Below are 17,046 nucleotides of genomic sequence, written 5' to 3' on the forward strand. Positions count from 1 at the left end.
CCGCCTGGGCTGGCGCTCTCAACTGACTCTCGCTCGACCGCAGCACGAGGTCACCAGCTGAGGTCGCGGGCGGACCGGCTCGGCTCAGTTGCCGGTGGGGACGTGGGAGGGGTCGCCGCCGAGGGCGCGGTACAGCCGGGTCCACTGGCGGTCCGTCGCCGTCGCGGGCTTGCCGTCGCAGTACGCCTTGGCGCCGTTGGCGGTGTAGAAGCGCATCATCTCCAGGACTGACATCGGGTCGGAATTCTCGCTGTCGGTGTAGCGGGTGCCAGGTTCCTGGCTCTGGTGTTTCTGGCAGGTTGGTGTGGGGGTGGCCGGCTGGGCATCGAAGCGGCCCTCCTTGGTGGAGGCGCACCCGGTGGTGAGAGAAAGGACCATCAGGGCGAGGACAAGTGTGGGGGACGTGGGGTGGCGTCGGCGGGTTGGCACGGGCGGAACCTCCGGCTGCGGAGTGCGGCTTACAGGGTGGACGGCAGGCTGCGGACGACCAGCCCGATACCGACGGCGACTACGAGCAGGGCGGTCAGCCGCGCGGTGTACGGGATGATGCGGTTGACCGTGCGCATGAACGGTCGGTCGGCGGCGCCCGCGATCGAGTCGCCGAGGCGGACGAAGAGCAGCCCGGCCGTGGTGAGGGTGGCGGCCATGCCGAGTCCGTAGGCGAGCACCAGGCCGGCACCGAACAGCGTCCGGCCCAGTGCCACGGCTCCCAGCAGGACCACCAGCGCGGAGGGGCTCGGTACCAGGCCGCCGGCGATGCCCAGCCCGATCAGGCCGCGCCTGCCGAGCGAGTGCTCGGCATCGCCGTGGTGATGATGATGACGGTGGCCGAACAGGTCGTGGCGGTGGTGGTGTCCGTGGTCGTGCGTGTGGTGGGGGTCGGGTTCCCCGTGGGGGTGCTGATGGTGCTCGTGGGCGTGGTCGTGCTGCGTGTGACCGTCCAGGTGTTCATGCGTGTGCTGCTCGGGCTGGGGGGCTGGAGCTCCGGCGAGCACTGGGATGGCGGAGGCGGTGTGCTGGGCGGGCGTGTTGGGGGCGTGCGTGTGTGGGCGGGCGCGAGCGCGACGGGCCGCGTCGAGGAGCAGTCCGGCACCGACCAGGGTGACCAGTGCGCCGCTGGTGACGCCGAGCCAGCCGAGAACGACGTCGCCGGCCAGCGAGGAGAAGGCAGTCAGGCAGAGCCCGAGGACGAGGACGCCGGCGGTGTGAGTGACAGTGACGGTGGCTCCGACAGTGAGGGCGTCGCGCGTGCTGCCGCGCCGCCCGGCGAGGTAGGCGGCCATGATCGTCTTGCCGTGTCCGGGCAGAAGCGCGTGGCCGGCGCCCAGGACGATGGACAAGAGCACGGCGAGGAGCCCGACCGGCAGGGTCAGCTTCTGCGTCGCGCCCAGCCCGGCCAGCTTCGCGTCCAGTCGCGCGAGCCACGCGGCGGGCCCGCTGCCCCGCGACCCGGGAGCGGCACCGGCGAATGCCGAGCCGGGGCCGTTGCCGGGCATCGCGGTGATCCGGGCGTGCACGACGCCGCTCGGATTGTCCAGCAGGTCACGCGGATAGTTCCGCAGCTGCTGGGAGTTCGACTCCTCGGGGACGTCGCTGTGTTCGAGGTGCACGCCCTCACCGCGGGCCGTGATCTCGTTCCAGCCCACCCGCGTCGCGTCGCTCCCAGTGGCCACCTGCAGCTGTGCCCCGGCAGCGCCGAGGTCCAGCGGTGCCTGGAGGACGCACTCCAGGCGGCTGGTCTCCAGGCCCGCGGCGCCCTGCGCGTACTGGAACTGCGCAGAAGTCACCGTCCAGTGCAGAGCGCGGCTGTCCGCGGTCACGGTGAGCCGCTCGGCACTGTGCCGGCACTCCTGCGCGGCCCAGGCGGCGCGCTCGCTGTCGTCGGCTGTGCCGTTGCCGTCCCGGTCCACTTGGGGCTTCTGCTGCAGGGTGGGGATCTCGGCGCTGTCGGTGACGGACAGGGCCTCGATGCGGTCGCGGTGCACGGTGAGGCCGGTGTAGTGGTTGATGGAGAAGTTCCCGAGCGGGTGGGCTCCGGCGGGCGGCGCGAGAGCTGTCGTCAGCCAGACGGTGCCGGCGAGGAGGAGACCTGCACGGGCGAGGGAACGGGCGATGGCCACGCACTGCCTCCGGGCGGGCGGACGAAGCTGCCGCAGGAGATGCGAGGGCAGCACGAGGATGGTGTGGTCGGCTCCGTTGACCGGCACCGGCCCTGACACCATCCCCAGACAATGCCGGCGGGGCCGTTCACGACACCAGCGAGCACTCCACACTCACCCGAACGGCTCCGCCGCTTCTCAGGTATCGACGCGGCGGGCGCCGAGACGGTCTGCATCGGAGAGCGCCTCCCTACGAGCAGCAGCGGCCAGCCGAGCTAGGCCTGGACCCGGGCTGCCACCACCACGAGAGCGACCTCGATCCGGACGACGTCGGTGTCAACCCGCTCGACCTCGAGCCCGACACTCCCGCCCGGGGCATCTGGCCTCTGCGGCGCGGACGCGGCGACACCGACCGTGACCTCACGGGGCGGTCGGGGGAGGGGCACCATGGAGGCCGCACCTCGGTGCGGCCGCCGGGCTCTTCGACGACCTCGTCCGGTTCACCGGGCAGCGGGTCTCGGCTGTACGCCTGGGTCCCGGACGCGAAGTACGAAGGCCCTGTCGCCACCTCCAGCGAACTGCGCACGCGGCGATGCGTCAACGCGGGTGCCTGTGACGCATGTCACGGCAGCTTGTGATCATCGATCCGATCCGCCTAGCGTGCTGGCGTTCGCATCTGCGGACCCTGCCGCCCGGGGCGCCGAGTCCTGTCCACCGGTCAGCGGGACATCGAGCGCTGCATTGGGCAGGAGCGGGGGAACCAGGTAAGCGCCGTGCCCCGTCCCGCCTGTTTTCCGGGCCTGCCGGGGTGCGGCTTGGGGTGAAGCCGCCTCCGCGCGGCCGGGCTACCCGACGGCCCGAACCCGACAGCTCACCTCGCAGGCGTCGCCGAGGGATCCGCCATGCCGTCTTCACGTACTGGCCGACACCGCCGACCACGCCGGAGCCACGCCCCGCGTGTCGCCACCACCGCGGGGTTCGTCGGCGTCGGCCTGCTGCTGCCGCTGGTCGCCGCGGCCAGCAGCAGCTCGGCCGCTGCCGACGCCGATGCCTACTCTCGCCGCCAGGCCCATGTGGCACACGACACGTCGCAGGCGCACCCCCCGCGCCGTGTCGCCGCCCCGGGCGCGGACGCGAACCGCGCCGGGACGAGGGCTACTGCCGCTACCTCCCCTGTGGCCTCGGCCGTAGCGCCGACCGCATCTCCGTCGGCTGCCTCCGCCACGCCGTCCTCCCTGGCAGCGATCGCGTCCTCCTCCCCGACGGCGGCCCCGTCGCCTCCGCCCTCGTTCCTCCCAGCCAAGCCGTCGTACACACCGGCGCCTCCGTCACCGTCGGCCGTTTCGCACCTGCCGACGTCCCCGGCGCCGTCCGCCGCCCCGGTTCACACGCCCACGACGACGCCCACGCCCACCGCCACCGCGGCCTCCTCGTCGACGGCCGCCTCGGATGCCGTGCAGCGGGTACTGGCTCTGATCAACCAGGCGAGGGCCGCTCACGGCCTGCCCGCCTACACCATCACCGCAGGTCTGACCACCAGCGCTCAGACCCACAACCAGGTGATGGCCGGCGGATGCGGCCTGTCCCACCAGTGCCCGGGCGAGCCAGGGCTGGGGGCTCGAGTGACCGCGCAGGGCGTCCAGTGGACCGCAGTCGGTGAGAACATCGGCTACGGCGGCCCGGTCTCCACCGCGGCCCAGGACACCGCCGCCCAGGCCGTCGGGCTGACCAAGGACATGCTCAACGAGCAGCCTCCGAATGACGGACACCGGCGGAACATCCTGAGCAGCTCCTTCACGCACATCGGAATCGCCGTCTATCGGGACGCGAACGGCACCGTCTGGCTGACCCAGGATTTCTCCAGCTGACGCCCTGCTCTTTCATGCCTGTCGGGCTCGGAAAGTCATCGCTGCAGGTAAGAGCGGTATGGCGATTTCGACTGGCACCAAATCCGGGTGATCGTCTCGCTGCTGTACAAGGTGGTCCGCAAGCTGGTGTCCGTCCCCGGGGCGCTGCCCGCCGCGACACGGCGAAGGATGCCGAAGAGGGCCGCAGACTCCTGCGCACCCGCGTTCTCGGCGGCGTCATCAACGTGTGCCGATATGCAGCTTGACCAGCGACAATGACTTTCCGAGCCTTGCACGGCCGCGTCGGAGTCGAGGGCCAAACACTTCACTACGGGCCCCCGGTGTGCCAGTGTCGGGCTTCGATGTCAGTGTGCCGGTGCCGTGCCGGTAGCGATGGGGAGGCGATTCCAATTCGCTCTTTCGAGCGAGGGCACATCAGATGATGGTACGTCAGAAGCGGTCGAAGCGACGGCAGGTGGGGCGGTCGGGGTAGGTACGGCACTCGAAGATGTAGACCCCTCCGGCGTCACCGAGCGCGAGTCCCGCTGCGTCCAGGGCGGCCCTTGCCGGCCTCGCGGCAGGTTTGCTGCCCGTCCACGAGTGTGGGTCTGCCGGGGAATCCCAGACACCGCCCGTCTGGGCATACGCCGCCACGACAGGCTCGGCGGAGTGCTCCACGAGACGCTCTCGCTGGTTGGTCCGCATCACTCAGGGCTGACTGCGGAAGTCGGCTCGATCGCATCGTCGGCGGCGGGCTCGTCGCCGCTCCCGACCTCGCGTACCAGGTCGAACTCCCAAGCGCCCAGCGAGGCGAGAGAACGCCAGGGCGCGACGGTGGCGGCGAATCGCATACGAGGAGGTGTGGACATGGTCGCCTCTCTCACAGACTCGGGTCGCTGGTCGGGGTCACCGGCAGCGGTGACCTGGTTGGGCGGGCGGTTCGGGCGCGCAGCACGGAGAGCAGAAGCCAGCGGCGCATCGGGCCCAGATGCGTCGGCGAGCCGTGGACGTCGTCGAACTCCTTGAACCGCACCCGGGGCAACCGCTCGGCGAGCAGGTGCCGCTCGCCGGGCGGGATGATCTCGTCGCGCGTGCTCACCACGTAGCCGACCGGGATCCGGACCGAGGCGAGCTGGTCGGCGCTCAGCGGGAAGTCGGCCAGCAGCCTGCGTAGCTGGTGCCCGTCCGCGGCGCCTGTGAGGCGGCGCAGGGTCTCCACAGTGATCCCCGGCACCCGGGGCCACCAGTGGGGGTCGTCGAAGAATCCGGAGACCGGAGCACCGACCGTGTGGATGCTGCGGATCCGGGAGTCGTCGACGGCCGCGCGCAGCGCGAGGTGTCCGCTGAAACTCAGGGCCAGCAGGGAGGTGTCGGTGACGCGGGCGCGGTCGGCGAGCCGGTCCAGCAGGTAGGGCAGCACGCGCCAGGAGTCGGCCCGGTACGGGAGGGTGTTCTCCCCCACCCCGGGAAGTTCGGTGACCACGGCGGCGAAGCCGAGCCGGGCCAGCTTGGGGAGCATGGGGGCCCACTGTTCCTTGACGCTGACGATCCCGCCCATGACCAGGAGCAGCGGGCGTGAGCGGCTGCCCGAACGCGCGGGCGTCAGACCGGCCGCCCAGCAGGCGATCGTGCCGTCGGGGTGTTCGAACTCCAGCCGCTCGACGCCGGTTCGCGCGCTCCGCCAGTCGTCGAAGGAGCGCACGCAGCGGCGCTGGGCCTCCTGGCGGTCCTCGTCACCGGGGTAGGGGAAACGGGCGAGCGCATAGTGCCGACAGGCGTCGAGCGGGCGGCCGCGCTCGAGGAGCTCGTCGCCCTTGGCGGTCCAGACCCGCGCCCATGAGTCCGGGGCGCCGGGCTGGTCGCCGGCTACCCGGGAGAGCGTGTCCTCGACCTGGCGCGCGGCGATTCCCTGACCGCGGGCGTGCAGTCGCGCGAACTCCTTCAGCTCTTCCAGATGGTCCATGCCATGTCCGTCTCCGTGTGGGCGGGGTACGAGTGGGCGGGGTACGAGTGGGTGGGGCGGAGGAGGGAGTCGATGCGGAACATCGGTCGACCTCGGGAGCGACAGGGCGCGGATCAGCCCACCGGTACCGGGGATGGGGCAGTGGTCTTGATCAGGGTCCGCACCGACGGTTCGAGCACCGCGTGCAAGGCGGCGACCTCGTCCTGGAGGAAGAGCTTGCGCATCAGGGCCCGTTGGATCTTGCCGCTGGTGGTCCGCCTGATGGTGCCGGGTCGGACCAGCAGGATGTTGCCCGCCGGGACGGAGAACTCCTTGCTGATGAGCTGCTGCACTGCGGAGACCAGGCCCCTCAGGTCCGTGTCGGCGCGGGCGCGGACCTCGTGGACCACCACCAGGTGCTCCTGGTCGGTTTCGACGGCGAAGACGGCGCCGTTACCGAAATCCGGGTTCAGCGCCCGCACCGCGTTCTCCACGTCGTACGGGTAGATGTTCCGGCCGTTGATCAGCACCATCTCCTTCAGGCGCCCGGTCACGAACAGCTCGCCCTGCTCCAGCGCTCCCAGGTCTCCGGTCCGCAACCACGCTCCCAGTTCCTCGGCACCGGCGATCCGCGCTCCGAACACCTCAGCGTTCACCTCGGGCCGTTCCCAGTACCCCGAGGCGACGCTCGCACCGCGTACCCAGATCTCCCCGACCCTCCCCTGCGGGAGCTCCAGCTGCGTCTGCGGATCCACGATGCGAACCTCGAAGTCCTCACCCCGCACGATCCCGCTGCTCACAAGTGTCCGGGTGGTCGCGTCCAGGAACGGCCCCGCCAGTCGGCCCGCCTCGAGCCCGCTCGCGTCCACCTCTCGCAGCAGTGGTCCGCGACCGGGCTCCTTGGCGGAGACCACCAGGGTGGTCTCTGCCATGCCGTAGCAGGGGAAGAAGGCCTCCGGGCGGAATCCGTACGGCGCGAAGCGCTCGGCGAACGCCCGAAGGGTCTCCGCCCGTACCGGCTCCGCGCCGTTGGGGGCGGTCCGCCAGGTCGACAGGTCCACGCCCTCCAACTGCGCGTCCGTCACCCGGCGCACGCACAGGTCGTAGCCGAAGTTGGGGCCGCCAGTGCCGTGGAGGCCGAACTCGCTGATCATCTCCAACCAGCGCACCGGGCGCCGCAGGAAGGACATCGGGGACATCAGCACCGAGGTGCTTCCCAGCCAGAGCGGTTGGAGCACATGCCCGATCAGGCCCATGTCGTGGTAGAAGGGAAGCCAGCCACCGATCACCATGTCGGGGGTGTTGCCGAAGGACCGCTGGATGGCGGCCTCGTTGGCCAGCAGGTTGCCGTGCGACACCATCACCCCCTTGGGTGCGCTGGTCGACCCAGAGGTGTACTGCAGGAACGCCAGGTCGGCGCGGCCCACTCCCGGATCCCGCCACGCACCGGCGTCCCCCACCGGTCCGCCGTCGGTGGGCAGGCAGACGACATCGGAGAAACCCTCGTCCGCCAACCAGGCCTCGACCTCCGGCGCGTGCACCCCCAACGTCAGCACCGCGCCCACCCGCGCGTCACGCACGATCCCCGAGACCCGCCGGAAGTGCTGCCCCTGCTCACTCGGCAACGGCGCCGGAACCGCAACCGCTCCCGCGTACAGGCAGGCCACGAACGCCTTCACGAACTCCAGCCCTGACGGATACAGCAGCATGACCTGACGTCCCCTCAGGCCGCGCTCCTGCAACCACGACGCCACCCCCTTCGCTGCCTCGTCCAGCCCCGCGTAGGACAACCGCTCCGGCTCGACTCCCCGCACACCGTCCGACAGGAACAGGAACGCGTCGCTGTCTCCGCGCTCGACTGCCCGCGCCAGCACGAGCTCCGCAAACGAACCAAACTCCGCCACCGTCATCCCCTCGTTCTGGTCGATACCTCGTGTCGATGGTCAGCTGGAGCCCTAAAGCCGTCATTGCGCACGGCCCCCTCGTCCCAGCCCCTCCAGCTGCGCCCACAGCTCCCGCTCACTCGCCGAGAGCGGGACTCCGGGTAACAGCCGTTCCGGGTGATCTGCGGGCGGTTCGTCCAGCGGCAGGCCGACCGGTTCCGACTGCGCCGAAACCGTCACCAGGTACGCGACGTTGACCACGCCGAACATGGCGCCCATGACCGTGAGGCCGCTCGAGCAGGATGCCGCCGCCCGGCGCACCAGGCGCCACAGGGTGCAGCGCGGACTGTCACCGGCGGCCGTCTCCCCGTGCCTCAACCGGCAGGCCGGGCGAGGTCTGCGGTCAGGCAGACGGGGTCGGACACCTCAGGCGTGATCATCCTGCCTCCTTCGCAGCCGCTGACGGACTCGCCGAGCGTGCACCCCGCGTCTAAAGGCCGACTTGCGCAGGTTGCGCCAGGGGCTCGGTCGCAGAGCCGGCCCGCCGCACGCAAGTCCGGCTTTAGGCGGAGTGCGGACAGTGGGGCTGGACCTGACCGCGCCGGGCTTGGCAGGCGCGGGAAGGCGCACAGCAGCGGCAGCGATCGGACCCCGTCGCGCCGACACGATCGCTGCCGCCGACTGTCGGACCTTTCTCCGACACCACCGCACCGCTCGAGACCGCCGCCCACAGACCAGGAAAAAAAGAGGACTGATCGATGAGCACTGAGCCTGAAGCGGCAGCACTTCCCGCCGGAGTCACCGAGGACGACCAGCAGGTGCTGAGCTACCCCTTCGAGCGCACCTCCGCGATGCAGGCGTGCCCGGTGTACGGGCACCTCCGGGAGAACCGACCGGTGGCCGAGGTGCAGATGCCCAGTGGTGACCACGCTTTCCTGGTCACCACCTACGACGACGTGCGCACCGTGCTGGGGGACCCGAGGTTCAGTCGGGCCGCCACGCTTGAGGACGGTGCGCCCCGACTCGCCGCCGCCCCGCAGAAGTTCAAGAGCCTGCTCAACATGGATCCGCCCGAGCACACCCGCGTCCGCATGCTGGTCTCCCGGGAGTTCACCGCCCGCCGGGTGGCCGCGCTGCGCCCGCAGATCCAGGCGCACACCGACGCCCTGCTCGATGCCATGGAGGCGGCGGGGCCGGGCCCGGTGGACCTGATCCCGGCACTGGCCTTCCCGCTTCCCGTGACGGTGATCTGCGAGCTGCTCGGGGTGCCGTTCGAGGACCGGGAGAAGTTCTCCGCCTGGTCGAGCGCCTTCCTCTCGACCACGTCGCGGACCGCGGACGAGATGTTGGAGGCCCAGATCGGCCTGTTCACCTATCTCTCGGAACTGGTCGAGGCCAAGCGCGAGACCCCGGGCGAGGGCCTGCTGTCGGCCCTGGTCGCGATCCACGACGAGGACGGCGACCGGCTCAGCCACGAGGAGCTCGTCTTCCTGGGCATCAGCATGCTGGTGGCCGGGCACGAGACCACGGTCAATCAGATCGCCAACAGCGTGGTCGCGTTGATCACCAACCCCGAGCGTCTGGCCGAGCTCCAGGCCGACCCCGACCTGATCGGCCCCGCTGTCGAGGAGTTGCTGCGCGCGTACCCGCCCGGCGACGACGGACTGCTGCGTATCGTGACCGAGGACGTGGAGCTGAGCGGCACACTGATCCCGGCCGGCACCGCGGTGATACCCGGCATGGCTTCGGCCAACCGGGACGCCTGCCAGTTCGCCAACGCGGACGAGCTGGACTTCCACCGTCCCAACAACGCGCACTTCGCCTTCAGCCACGGCCCGCACTACTGCATCGGATCCGGGCTGGCCCGGCTGGAGCTGCAGATCGCGATCGGCTCGCTCTTCAAGCGCTTCCCGACGCTGAAGCTGGCCGTTGCGCCCGAGGACCTGCCGCGGCCGTCGGGGATGCTGGTTCACGGCATCTCGGCGCTGCCCGTGGTGTGGTGACGAACAGGTCGTGAACCAGCGAAGCGAGGGCCGCCCCCAGCCGGGGGCGGCCCTCGCTTGGTCGCGTCTGCCTGCCGTTCAGACGACCGACTGGGGCACCGGCTCGCGGGCCTCTCCGACGGCGAAGTCCGCTCCGCGGGTCGGGGGCAAGCCCTCCACGCGGTCCAGCCGCAGCCAGGAGTGGAGCCACCGCAACGGTCGTGGTGCCCACCAGGCGGCCGCGCCCAGCATCGCCATCAGCGAGGGCACCAGCAGTGCCCTCACCACGGTTGCGTCGAGCAGGACGGCGAAGGCCGCGCCGAGGCCGAGCTCCTTGATGAAGATCAGCCGACCCAGCGCCAACGCACCCACCGCCACGAAGAACAGCGCGGCAGCAGAGGTGACGGTGGCCCCGATGTCCGCAAGCCCCTCGGCGACCGCCTCCCGTTCACCCAGACCGGCTGCCCGCGATTCCTTGATCCGGCCCAGCAGGAAGACGTTGTAGTCGGTCGAGAGGCCGAAGGCGAGAGCGAAGACCAGGACGGGAGTGGTGGTCTCCAGGCCGCTGTGGGCGGCGTTGCCGAGGTTTCCGTCCTGGAAGAGCCACACCAGGAATCCGAACGTGGCGCCGGTGGTGAGCAGGTTCATCAGCAGAGCAGTGAGCGGCAGCACCACCGAGCCGGAGAAGACGAAGAGCAGCAGCAGGGTCACCGCAGCCAGCACGGCGAGCGCCTCGGGCAGCCGGTCGGCGATGGTGTGCCGCTGAGCCAGGTAGTCTGCCGTCACCCCCGTGTAGCGAGCGGTGTTCGGCGTGGCCACGCCCTCCACGGCCTGCCCGGCCCGCAGCGCGGCCTGGTCCAGGGGCTTCCCGGACAGGACCGCGTCGACCTCCCAGTGCGAGGCGTCCAGCCGGAACGGCGTACCGACGGACGCGACACCCGGCACGGCGGCGACCCGCCGCGCGTACTCGGCGAGCCCGGTCCCGTCGGAACTGTCGAGGACGGTCTGCACCGGGGTGGTGGCGGCGTGCTCGAAGTCAGTGGCGAGGCTGGCAGCCACCTGTCCGGCGCTGGTCGAGGTGGGAAGGATCGTCGGGTCGACACCGGTGAAGCGCACCCCTGTCAGTGGGAAGGCCATGAGCAGTAGCACCACGGTCGCGACCCCCGCGAAGACCGCTGGACGTCGCATCACCCCGGTAGCCAGCCGATGCCACCGGGTGGCCCCGGCCTTCCTGGAACCCGTCCCGCGCTGCCAGCGCCGCGGCGCCAGCGCGTTGATCCGTGATCCGAGGACGGCGAGCAGGGCGGGCAGCCCGACAAGCGCGAACAAGGCTGCCGAGACGACCGTGATGACGCCGGCCAGACCCATCGAACGGAGGTACGGCTGTGGGAAGACCATCAGCGCCGCCAGTGCGGCTGCCACGGTGAGCGCGCTGAACAGCACGGTGCGACCCGCCGTGGTGACCGTTCGCCGCAACGCCTCGGCGCCGGGACCGTGCTCGGCCAGTTCCTCGCGGTAGCGCGTGACGATCAGCAGGCCGAAGTCGATGGACAGGCCGAGGCAGAGGGCGAAGGCGAGGTTCATCGCTCCGCTGGAGACGTGCATGAAGGTGGTGGCGATCCGCAGTCCCGCCATGGTGAGCAGCAGCGAGACGATGGAGCCCACCACCGGGACGGAGGCGGCCACCACGCCGCGGAAGACCAGGAAGAGCGCGATCAGGATGATCGGCGTGGCCAGACCCTCACCCTTGCCCAGGTCGGTGGTGGAGACGGAGGCCACCTGAACGTGGCCGGGGGTGGCGCCGCCGAGCCAGGTACGGCCGCGCAGTTCGGGGTCGGCGGCGATGTCCTGCTGAAGCTGCTGCTCCGCGGCCTTGGTCTCCGCGTCCGACATGGGGCGGACGGCGCCGACGACCAGTGTGCTGAGTCCGTCGCGGGAGATCAGCGCGGGGTTGGCCCCCGAGGAGTAGTCGAGGACCAGCTTGACCTCGGGGCGGCCGCGCAACAGCGTGCCGGCCGCGGTGACGGCGGCCGGCGGGGTACTACCGGGCAGGAGCTGCTGGTCGGTGCGGACCAGCAGCACGTATCCCTGCTGGGAATCGATGCCGGTCGCCCCGGTGATGATGTTCCGGGCGACGACGTTGTCGCCGCCCGGGTTGTCGTAGTCGGACAGGCCGTTGGTCAGCTTGTCGGCCACACTGCCGCCGAAAACGGCGGCGACCGCGGCGACGAGCAGGGCCAGCAGCAGGACGACCCGCCGTCGACTGTGCAGAGCGGAGCCCAGACTGGAGAACATGGTTCCCTTCCTTACGTCAAGCCAGCCATTGACCTAGCCGACCGGAAACGCGGATGACGCGTGCGCGCCACGGTCCAGGAACACCCTGTAGTCCGGCTAAAGCAGCCGCCACAGGCGGCACTTAAGCAGCCTCAGGTGTACTGCTGCGAGTCAGACGCGGAAGTCCTCTCGCTTCGCGAGCCCGCCTGTTCGAAGGGATCTGCCCATGATCGCGGCCAGTGCACGGCTCTCGCCCGGAACGCCTCCTGCCGACGCGCCGGAGACCGAGCGGACCCTTCTCCTGGAGGGTGTGGAGATGCTCGCCGACGGCGTGCGAGGGCTCACCCTCCGTTCCGTGGACGGAAGTCCGCTGCCGCGTTGGGAGCCGGGCGCCCATGTGGACCTGCTGCTGGAGCCGGACGGCCAGGCCCAGCCGGCCATGGTCCGCCAGTACTCGCTCTGCGGAGACCCGGCGGACCGGGACCGATGGCGCATCGCCGTGCTCCGTGAGCCCGCAGGTCGCGGCGGATCGGCGTACCTCCACGAGCGGGTCGCCCCCGGCACCTCCGTGCGGGTCCGCGGACCGCGCAACCACTTCGCTCTGGTGGACTCGCCCCGCTACCTCTTCATCGCCGGAGGTATCGGCATCACGCCCATACTGCCCATGCTCGCGGCCGCCGAGGCCGCAGGAGCGCAGTGGCGCCTGCTCTACGGTGGCCGGCGGCTGGACTCCATGGCCTTCCTGGACGAACTCGCAGGCCACGGGAGCAAAGTGGACGTCTGCCCGGAGGACGAGCACGGCCTGCTGGATCTCGGCTCCTTCCTGCGCCCGCCCCGGCCCGGCACCGCGGTCTACTGCTGCGGCCCCGAGCCCCTCCTCGCCGCCGTCCAGGAGCGGTGCTCGGACTGGCCTGCCGGCAGCCTCCACCTCGAACGGTTCCACGCGGTGGCGGCGGACCCGGCTGCGCCGTCTGCGGGCGAGTTCGAGGTGGAACTGCGCCAGTCCGGCCTGACCGTCCAGGTGAAGGCTGACCGCTCGGTCCTGGAATCGATCGAGGACGCGGGCGTCTACGGCATCTACTCCTGCCGCGAAGGCACGTGCGGCAGCTGCGAGACACCGGTCCTGGAGGGCACGCCGGACCACCGCGACAGCCTGCTCACCGACGAGGAACGCTCGGCCGGCGACACCATGATGATATGCGTGTCCCGCTCCCGCACCCCGCGGCTGGTGCTGGACCTCTGACGCCCGGTTGACCTCCCGTCAGGTCGGCTGGTCACGGGAACAGCCAAATGCCGGGCCTGGCTTCCACAGCAGGGAGCGCCTGCGGGTGCCCACCGCGCTGCGAGTCCACCGATCGCTCCAGGATCCGTTCGGTGCTGCGACGTCCGAACCGGGTCCACCGCCGGTCGCCCAGCCGCTCAGCGGCCTCGACGAAGTCCGCGAAACCCCGCAGGGCGTCTTCTGTGCGGCCGTGAAGGAGCGCGACCAGGGCGAGGCCGCGCTGGACGTCCGCCTGGCCGCGCGTGTCCTCCTGCCAGCGGTGCAGGTCCGAGGCCCGGGTGTACAGTTTCGCCGCGTGCTCCACCTCCCCCTCGCTCAGTGCCACGTCCGCCTCGCCCACCAGGCAGCGGGCCTCCCCGTCGGGATCCGACAGTTCGAAGAAGATCGTGCGGGCAGTCTCGTGGTACTCCCGGGCCTGCCGGGTACGCCGCTGCTGCCAGGCCAGATTTCCCAGTGAATGCAGCACCCCGGCCCTCGCCGCAGGTCGGTCCGCCTGACGCGCCGCGTCCAGGGCCAGCTCGTGCGTCACAGCCCACGGTCCCCACAGGGAAGCGGCCTCGAAGTAGCCCGCCAGTGCCTCCGCGAGCTCCCACACCAGGTGCCACAGCCCTGCGGCGTGGGCCTGGCGCACGGCGTCGACGAGTCCGTCCAGCTCCTCCTGGAACCAGTGCAGGGGCGCGTCCCCGATGATCGCCGCCTCGTCCGCCTGCTCCGCCTGTTGGAGAGAGCGTGGGCGTCCGGGCGTGAGCAGCCAGTCGGCGTGCCGTGCGAGCGCCAGGTAGGCGGTGCAGAGCCGCTCGGTCGCCAACCGGCGGGCCCCGGCCGGCTCTTCCGTAGCGAGCTGCTCCCTCGCAAGAGCCCGCAGCAGCCGGTTCTGGCTGTAGCGCGGCGTACCGTCCGGGGCCCTGCGCACAGCCAGGAGCCGGGCTTCCACCAAACGCTCGGCAGCCTGCTCGGCAGCGGCCGACGGGACGTCGAGCAAGGCCGCCACCGCCCACGTGGCGAAACCGGACTCGGAAGCCGGCGCCAGCAGGCGGAAGGCCCGGCGCTCCGCCGCGCCGATCTCGCGGTACCCCACCAGCAGGCTGGCGCGCACATCCAGATCCCCGATGGCGAAGGGGTCCAGGCCGGCACTCTCGTCGGCCAGCCGCGCCGCCAGCACCGCGGCGGACCAGTGCGGCCGCGCCGTCAGCGTGGCGCCGGCCACGCGCAGGGCGAGCGGAAGACAGCCACAGAGTCGGGCGATTTCCCCGGCTGCTGACGGATCGTCCGCCATCCTGCCCCCGGCGATCTTGACCAGCAGGTCCTGGGCCTGCGCAGGTCGAAGCGCGTCAAGCGTCAGGTGCCGTGCCCCGCCGAGGCCCGCCAGGGTGCGTCGGCCCGTGACCACGACCAGGGCGTCCGGCATGAATTCGAGGACCGGGCGGACCTGTTCCTCGGACACCGCGTCATCGAGGACGATCAGCAGCCTTCGGCCCTGCTGGGCCCGGTAGAGGGCCTGTCCGAGCTCGCGGAGGTCGGTGGAGACGCCGGATCGGCGCGCGGGCACCGCGCCCGTCCGGTCGAGACGCCGGAGCAACTCGGTCAGAGTCCGGGCAGGGTCCAGCGGCTCGCCCAGCGGCCCGCGCAGGGACACGAGCACCCTCCCGTGCGGGAACACGTCGGCGCTGCGCCGGGCCAGCTCCACCGCGAAGGCGGTCTTGCCGACGCCCGCAGGCCCGCCGATTGCCAGCACCGGCGACGGCCGGTGCTCCGTCACCTCCTGGATCAGCTCGGCGGCTGTGGCGAGCGAGTCCTCGCGCCCGGTGAAATCGGAAGCGGCCGACGGGAGCCACACCACGGGAGCGGCGACACGATCGGTGACCGCGGGCCCCTCCCAGCCGAGCTCCGGATCGGAACGCAGGATGCGCTCGTGCAGACTGCGCAGTGCCGCTCCGGGCTCCACCCCCACTTCGTCCACCAAGGACTTCCGAGCCCGCCCGAACGCGTGGAGCGCGTCGGACTGCCGCTCCGACCGGTAGAGGGCCAGCATCAGATACTCGTACAGGGTCTCCCGATAGGGATGTTCGCCGACCAGGGCCAGCAGCTCGCCTATCAGTTCCCGGTGCCGTCCTAATCGCAGATCCGCCGCGATTCGCCGTTCCAGGGTGCTGATCCGGAGTTCCTCCAGGCTCACAGCGGCGGCCGAGAGCATCGGCCCCTGCGGGACGCCGGACAGCGCAGGGCCGGTCCACAGGCCCAGGCCCTCCCGCAGCAGGCGGGCGGCTGTGCTGAACTCCCCTTGCTCGTAGGCCTCCTGACCCCGACGGCGCAGGTACTCGAACCGGTTCTGGTCGAGGTCGGCCTCGTCCACGTGGAGCCGGTAGCCGGGAGGCACGGTGTCCAGCCGCGCGTCGCGGCCGGGCGCGGTCGGGGATCCCGTTGCCAGCAGCAGCTTGCGCAGTTGCGAGACATAGACCTGGAGGGTGGTCACCACGGTCCGTGGCGGGGCGATGCCCCAGATCTCGTCGATAAGGTTGTCCGTGGGGACCACCTCGTTGGCCCTGAGCAGCAGGACCGCGAGAAGGACACGGACCTTCGGTGCCGTGGGCGAACGCGGCGTCATGCTGACCGGGCCGAGGACCCTGAACGTCACGCCCGTGGGCTTCCCGTCCCCTGCCGGGCGGACGGCGTACGGTGTGTCGGACACGTCCCTCCTTTCTCTCACGATGGAACGCAGTCGCTTCTACGTACAGTCAGCAGTCCTGGAGGACGACGACTTCCACCGTCCCGATATGGCGCGGACCCTGGGAGAAGACCAGGGCCACCGGCAGCGCGGGACGTCCGTGGGCGTCCCGCCGCAGTTCACCGGAGGACGCCGCGCAGTGCAGTGGAAGACCTGGTGCGGCCGAGCCCTCGAACCGGGCGTTCCAACGGCTCAGAACACAGCTGCCGACCGAGAAGCCGCCCAGCCGGGCAGCGAGCAGGAAGGCCGTCCTCCGTGAGGCCTCCAGCAGCTCGATGCCGGACCCGCCGCCGCCGGCCCCGCGCGCCGAGAACTCCATCCGGGCCGTGGCCGTACCGCACACGGTCCCCTCGATGCTGAGCGTGCTCTCGCACTCCAGTCCATGCGGTACGCCGTGCGTGACATCGAACGGTCGCAGCATCAGATCCATCGTCAGATGGGCCGTTGCTCCGTTACGGCGCCAGGGGGCGAGTGCGCTGACTTCGAACGCGGTCCTGGAGAACACCGCCGGACGGTCCGCCGGCACCCGGAAGTAGCGGTGGGCAACGAACAGGGCCGATCGGTGCAGTGCCTCGACGGGGAGGTGCGTGTCGTGGAACAGCCCGGGCCCGGGCGTGCCGGCGAAGCCCGAATGCTGGTGGGGCAGTTCCACGGACAGGCTGAAGTGCTGCGCCACCGGTGTGGCGCTGCCGTGCATGATGCCTTCGAAGGAGCTCGCGCGGTGAACCAGCTGGTGGGTGAACACCCCTGTGGGGTTGGCCGGCCGCGCTGCCGGTATCACGACGCGGGACGCCCACTGACGCCCCTCATGACTGGTCTCCAGGTATTGGACCGCCACGGGAATCCTCCTGGTGAGTGTGGAACTCTTTCGGCACCGACAGCATGCTTGGTTCCGGTTCCCATCGAATCCCAGATTCATCCTGGAGAGACCGACCGCTGCCGGCCCCGACCGCGTTCCATCCCGTCGGACGGCCTGGCCTCAGGTGTCGCGCGGGGACCTTTTGGGCAGCGG

Annotated in this window: 12 protein-coding genes and 1 riboswitch; of the genes, 3 read left to right on the forward strand and 9 right to left on the reverse strand. The window is 70.8% G+C overall.

Translation table 11 applies throughout. From position 1 onward, the window contains the following. Window positions 1–84: 84 nt before the first annotated feature. Together BR98_RS35230 and BR98_RS35235 are read right to left on the reverse strand one after the other, a co-directional pair. On the reverse strand, window positions 85–378 hold the full coding sequence (locus BR98_RS35230) for a hypothetical protein (protein ID WP_035851461.1): 294 nt from the start codon (window positions 376–378) through the stop codon (window positions 85–87). Window positions 379–458: 80 nt separating this feature from the next. Further along, complete coding sequence (locus BR98_RS35235; protein WP_232247853.1) at window positions 459–2,120, reverse strand: sulfite exporter TauE/SafE family protein; 1,662 nt, start codon at window positions 2,118–2,120, stop codon at window positions 459–461. 703 nt (window positions 2,121–2,823) lie between these two features. Beyond that, window positions 2,824–2,999, forward strand: a riboswitch (cyclic di-AMP (ydaO/yuaA leader). 554 nt (window positions 3,000–3,553) lie between these two features. Here BR98_RS35235 and BR98_RS40695 point away from each other — a divergent pair. After that, entirely contained in the window at window positions 3,554–3,967 is a 414-nt protein-coding gene (locus BR98_RS40695) for a CAP domain-containing protein (protein WP_051970951.1), read from the forward strand. Window positions 3,968–4,650: 683 nt separating this feature from the next. Here BR98_RS40695 and BR98_RS39975 read toward each other — a convergent pair. The 4 genes from BR98_RS39975 to BR98_RS35255 all read right to left on the reverse strand — a co-directional run bounded on the left by BR98_RS39975 (window position 4,651) and on the right by BR98_RS35255 (window position 8,092). Further along, a complete protein-coding gene (locus BR98_RS39975; protein WP_157538111.1) occupies window positions 4,651–4,797 on the reverse strand; it encodes a hypothetical protein in 147 nt (48 codons plus the stop codon). 29 nt (window positions 4,798–4,826) lie between these two features. After that, window positions 4,827–5,909 carry an alpha/beta fold hydrolase gene (locus BR98_RS35245; protein ID WP_051970953.1) on the reverse strand — a complete coding sequence of 361 codons (1,083 nt, stop codon included), beginning with the start codon at window positions 5,907–5,909 and terminating at the stop codon, window positions 4,827–4,829. Window positions 5,910–6,022: 113 nt separating this feature from the next. Then, on the reverse strand, window positions 6,023–7,798 hold the full coding sequence (locus BR98_RS35250; protein ID WP_035851462.1) for a fatty acyl-AMP ligase: 1,776 nt from the start codon (window positions 7,796–7,798) through the stop codon (window positions 6,023–6,025). A gap of 54 nt (window positions 7,799–7,852) precedes the next feature. After that, window positions 7,853–8,092, reverse strand: coding sequence for a DUF6059 family protein (locus BR98_RS35255; RefSeq protein WP_267886117.1), 240 nt, complete (start codon window positions 8,090–8,092; stop codon window positions 7,853–7,855). 437 nt (window positions 8,093–8,529) lie between these two features. On the opposite strand from BR98_RS35255, the gene BR98_RS35260 reads away from it, so the two are divergent. Next, complete coding sequence (locus tag BR98_RS35260) at window positions 8,530–9,774, forward strand: cytochrome P450 (RefSeq protein WP_035851469.1); 1,245 nt, start codon at window positions 8,530–8,532, stop codon at window positions 9,772–9,774. 78 nt (window positions 9,775–9,852) lie between these two features. On the opposite strand, the gene BR98_RS35265 is transcribed toward BR98_RS35260, so the two are convergent. Further along, window positions 9,853–12,048, reverse strand: coding sequence for an MMPL family transporter (locus BR98_RS35265; RefSeq protein WP_198042344.1), 2,196 nt, complete (start codon window positions 12,046–12,048; stop codon window positions 9,853–9,855). A 205-nt stretch (window positions 12,049–12,253) separates the two neighbouring features. Between BR98_RS35265 and BR98_RS35270 the strand changes: the two genes are divergently transcribed. After that, on the forward strand, window positions 12,254–13,270 hold the full coding sequence (locus BR98_RS35270; RefSeq protein WP_083977388.1) for a PDR/VanB family oxidoreductase: 1,017 nt from the start codon (window positions 12,254–12,256) through the stop codon (window positions 13,268–13,270). Window positions 13,271–13,301: 31 nt separating this feature from the next. On the opposite strand, the gene BR98_RS35275 is transcribed toward BR98_RS35270, so the two are convergent. Both BR98_RS35275 and BR98_RS35280 read right to left on the reverse strand, forming a co-directional pair. Further along, window positions 13,302–15,998: an AfsR/SARP family transcriptional regulator gene (locus BR98_RS35275; RefSeq protein WP_232247854.1), complete on the reverse strand. Its 2,697-nt coding sequence runs from the start codon at window positions 15,996–15,998 to the stop codon at window positions 13,302–13,304. Between the two features lie 46 nt (window positions 15,999–16,044). Next, complete coding sequence (locus BR98_RS35280; RefSeq protein ID WP_157538115.1) at window positions 16,045–16,872, reverse strand: hypothetical protein; 828 nt, start codon at window positions 16,870–16,872, stop codon at window positions 16,045–16,047. Window positions 16,873–17,046: the final 174 nt, after the last annotated feature.

It is taken from the genome of Kitasatospora azatica KCTC 9699 (assembly GCF_000744785.1).
GTDB lineage: Bacteria > Actinomycetota > Actinomycetes > Streptomycetales > Streptomycetaceae > Kitasatospora > Kitasatospora azatica.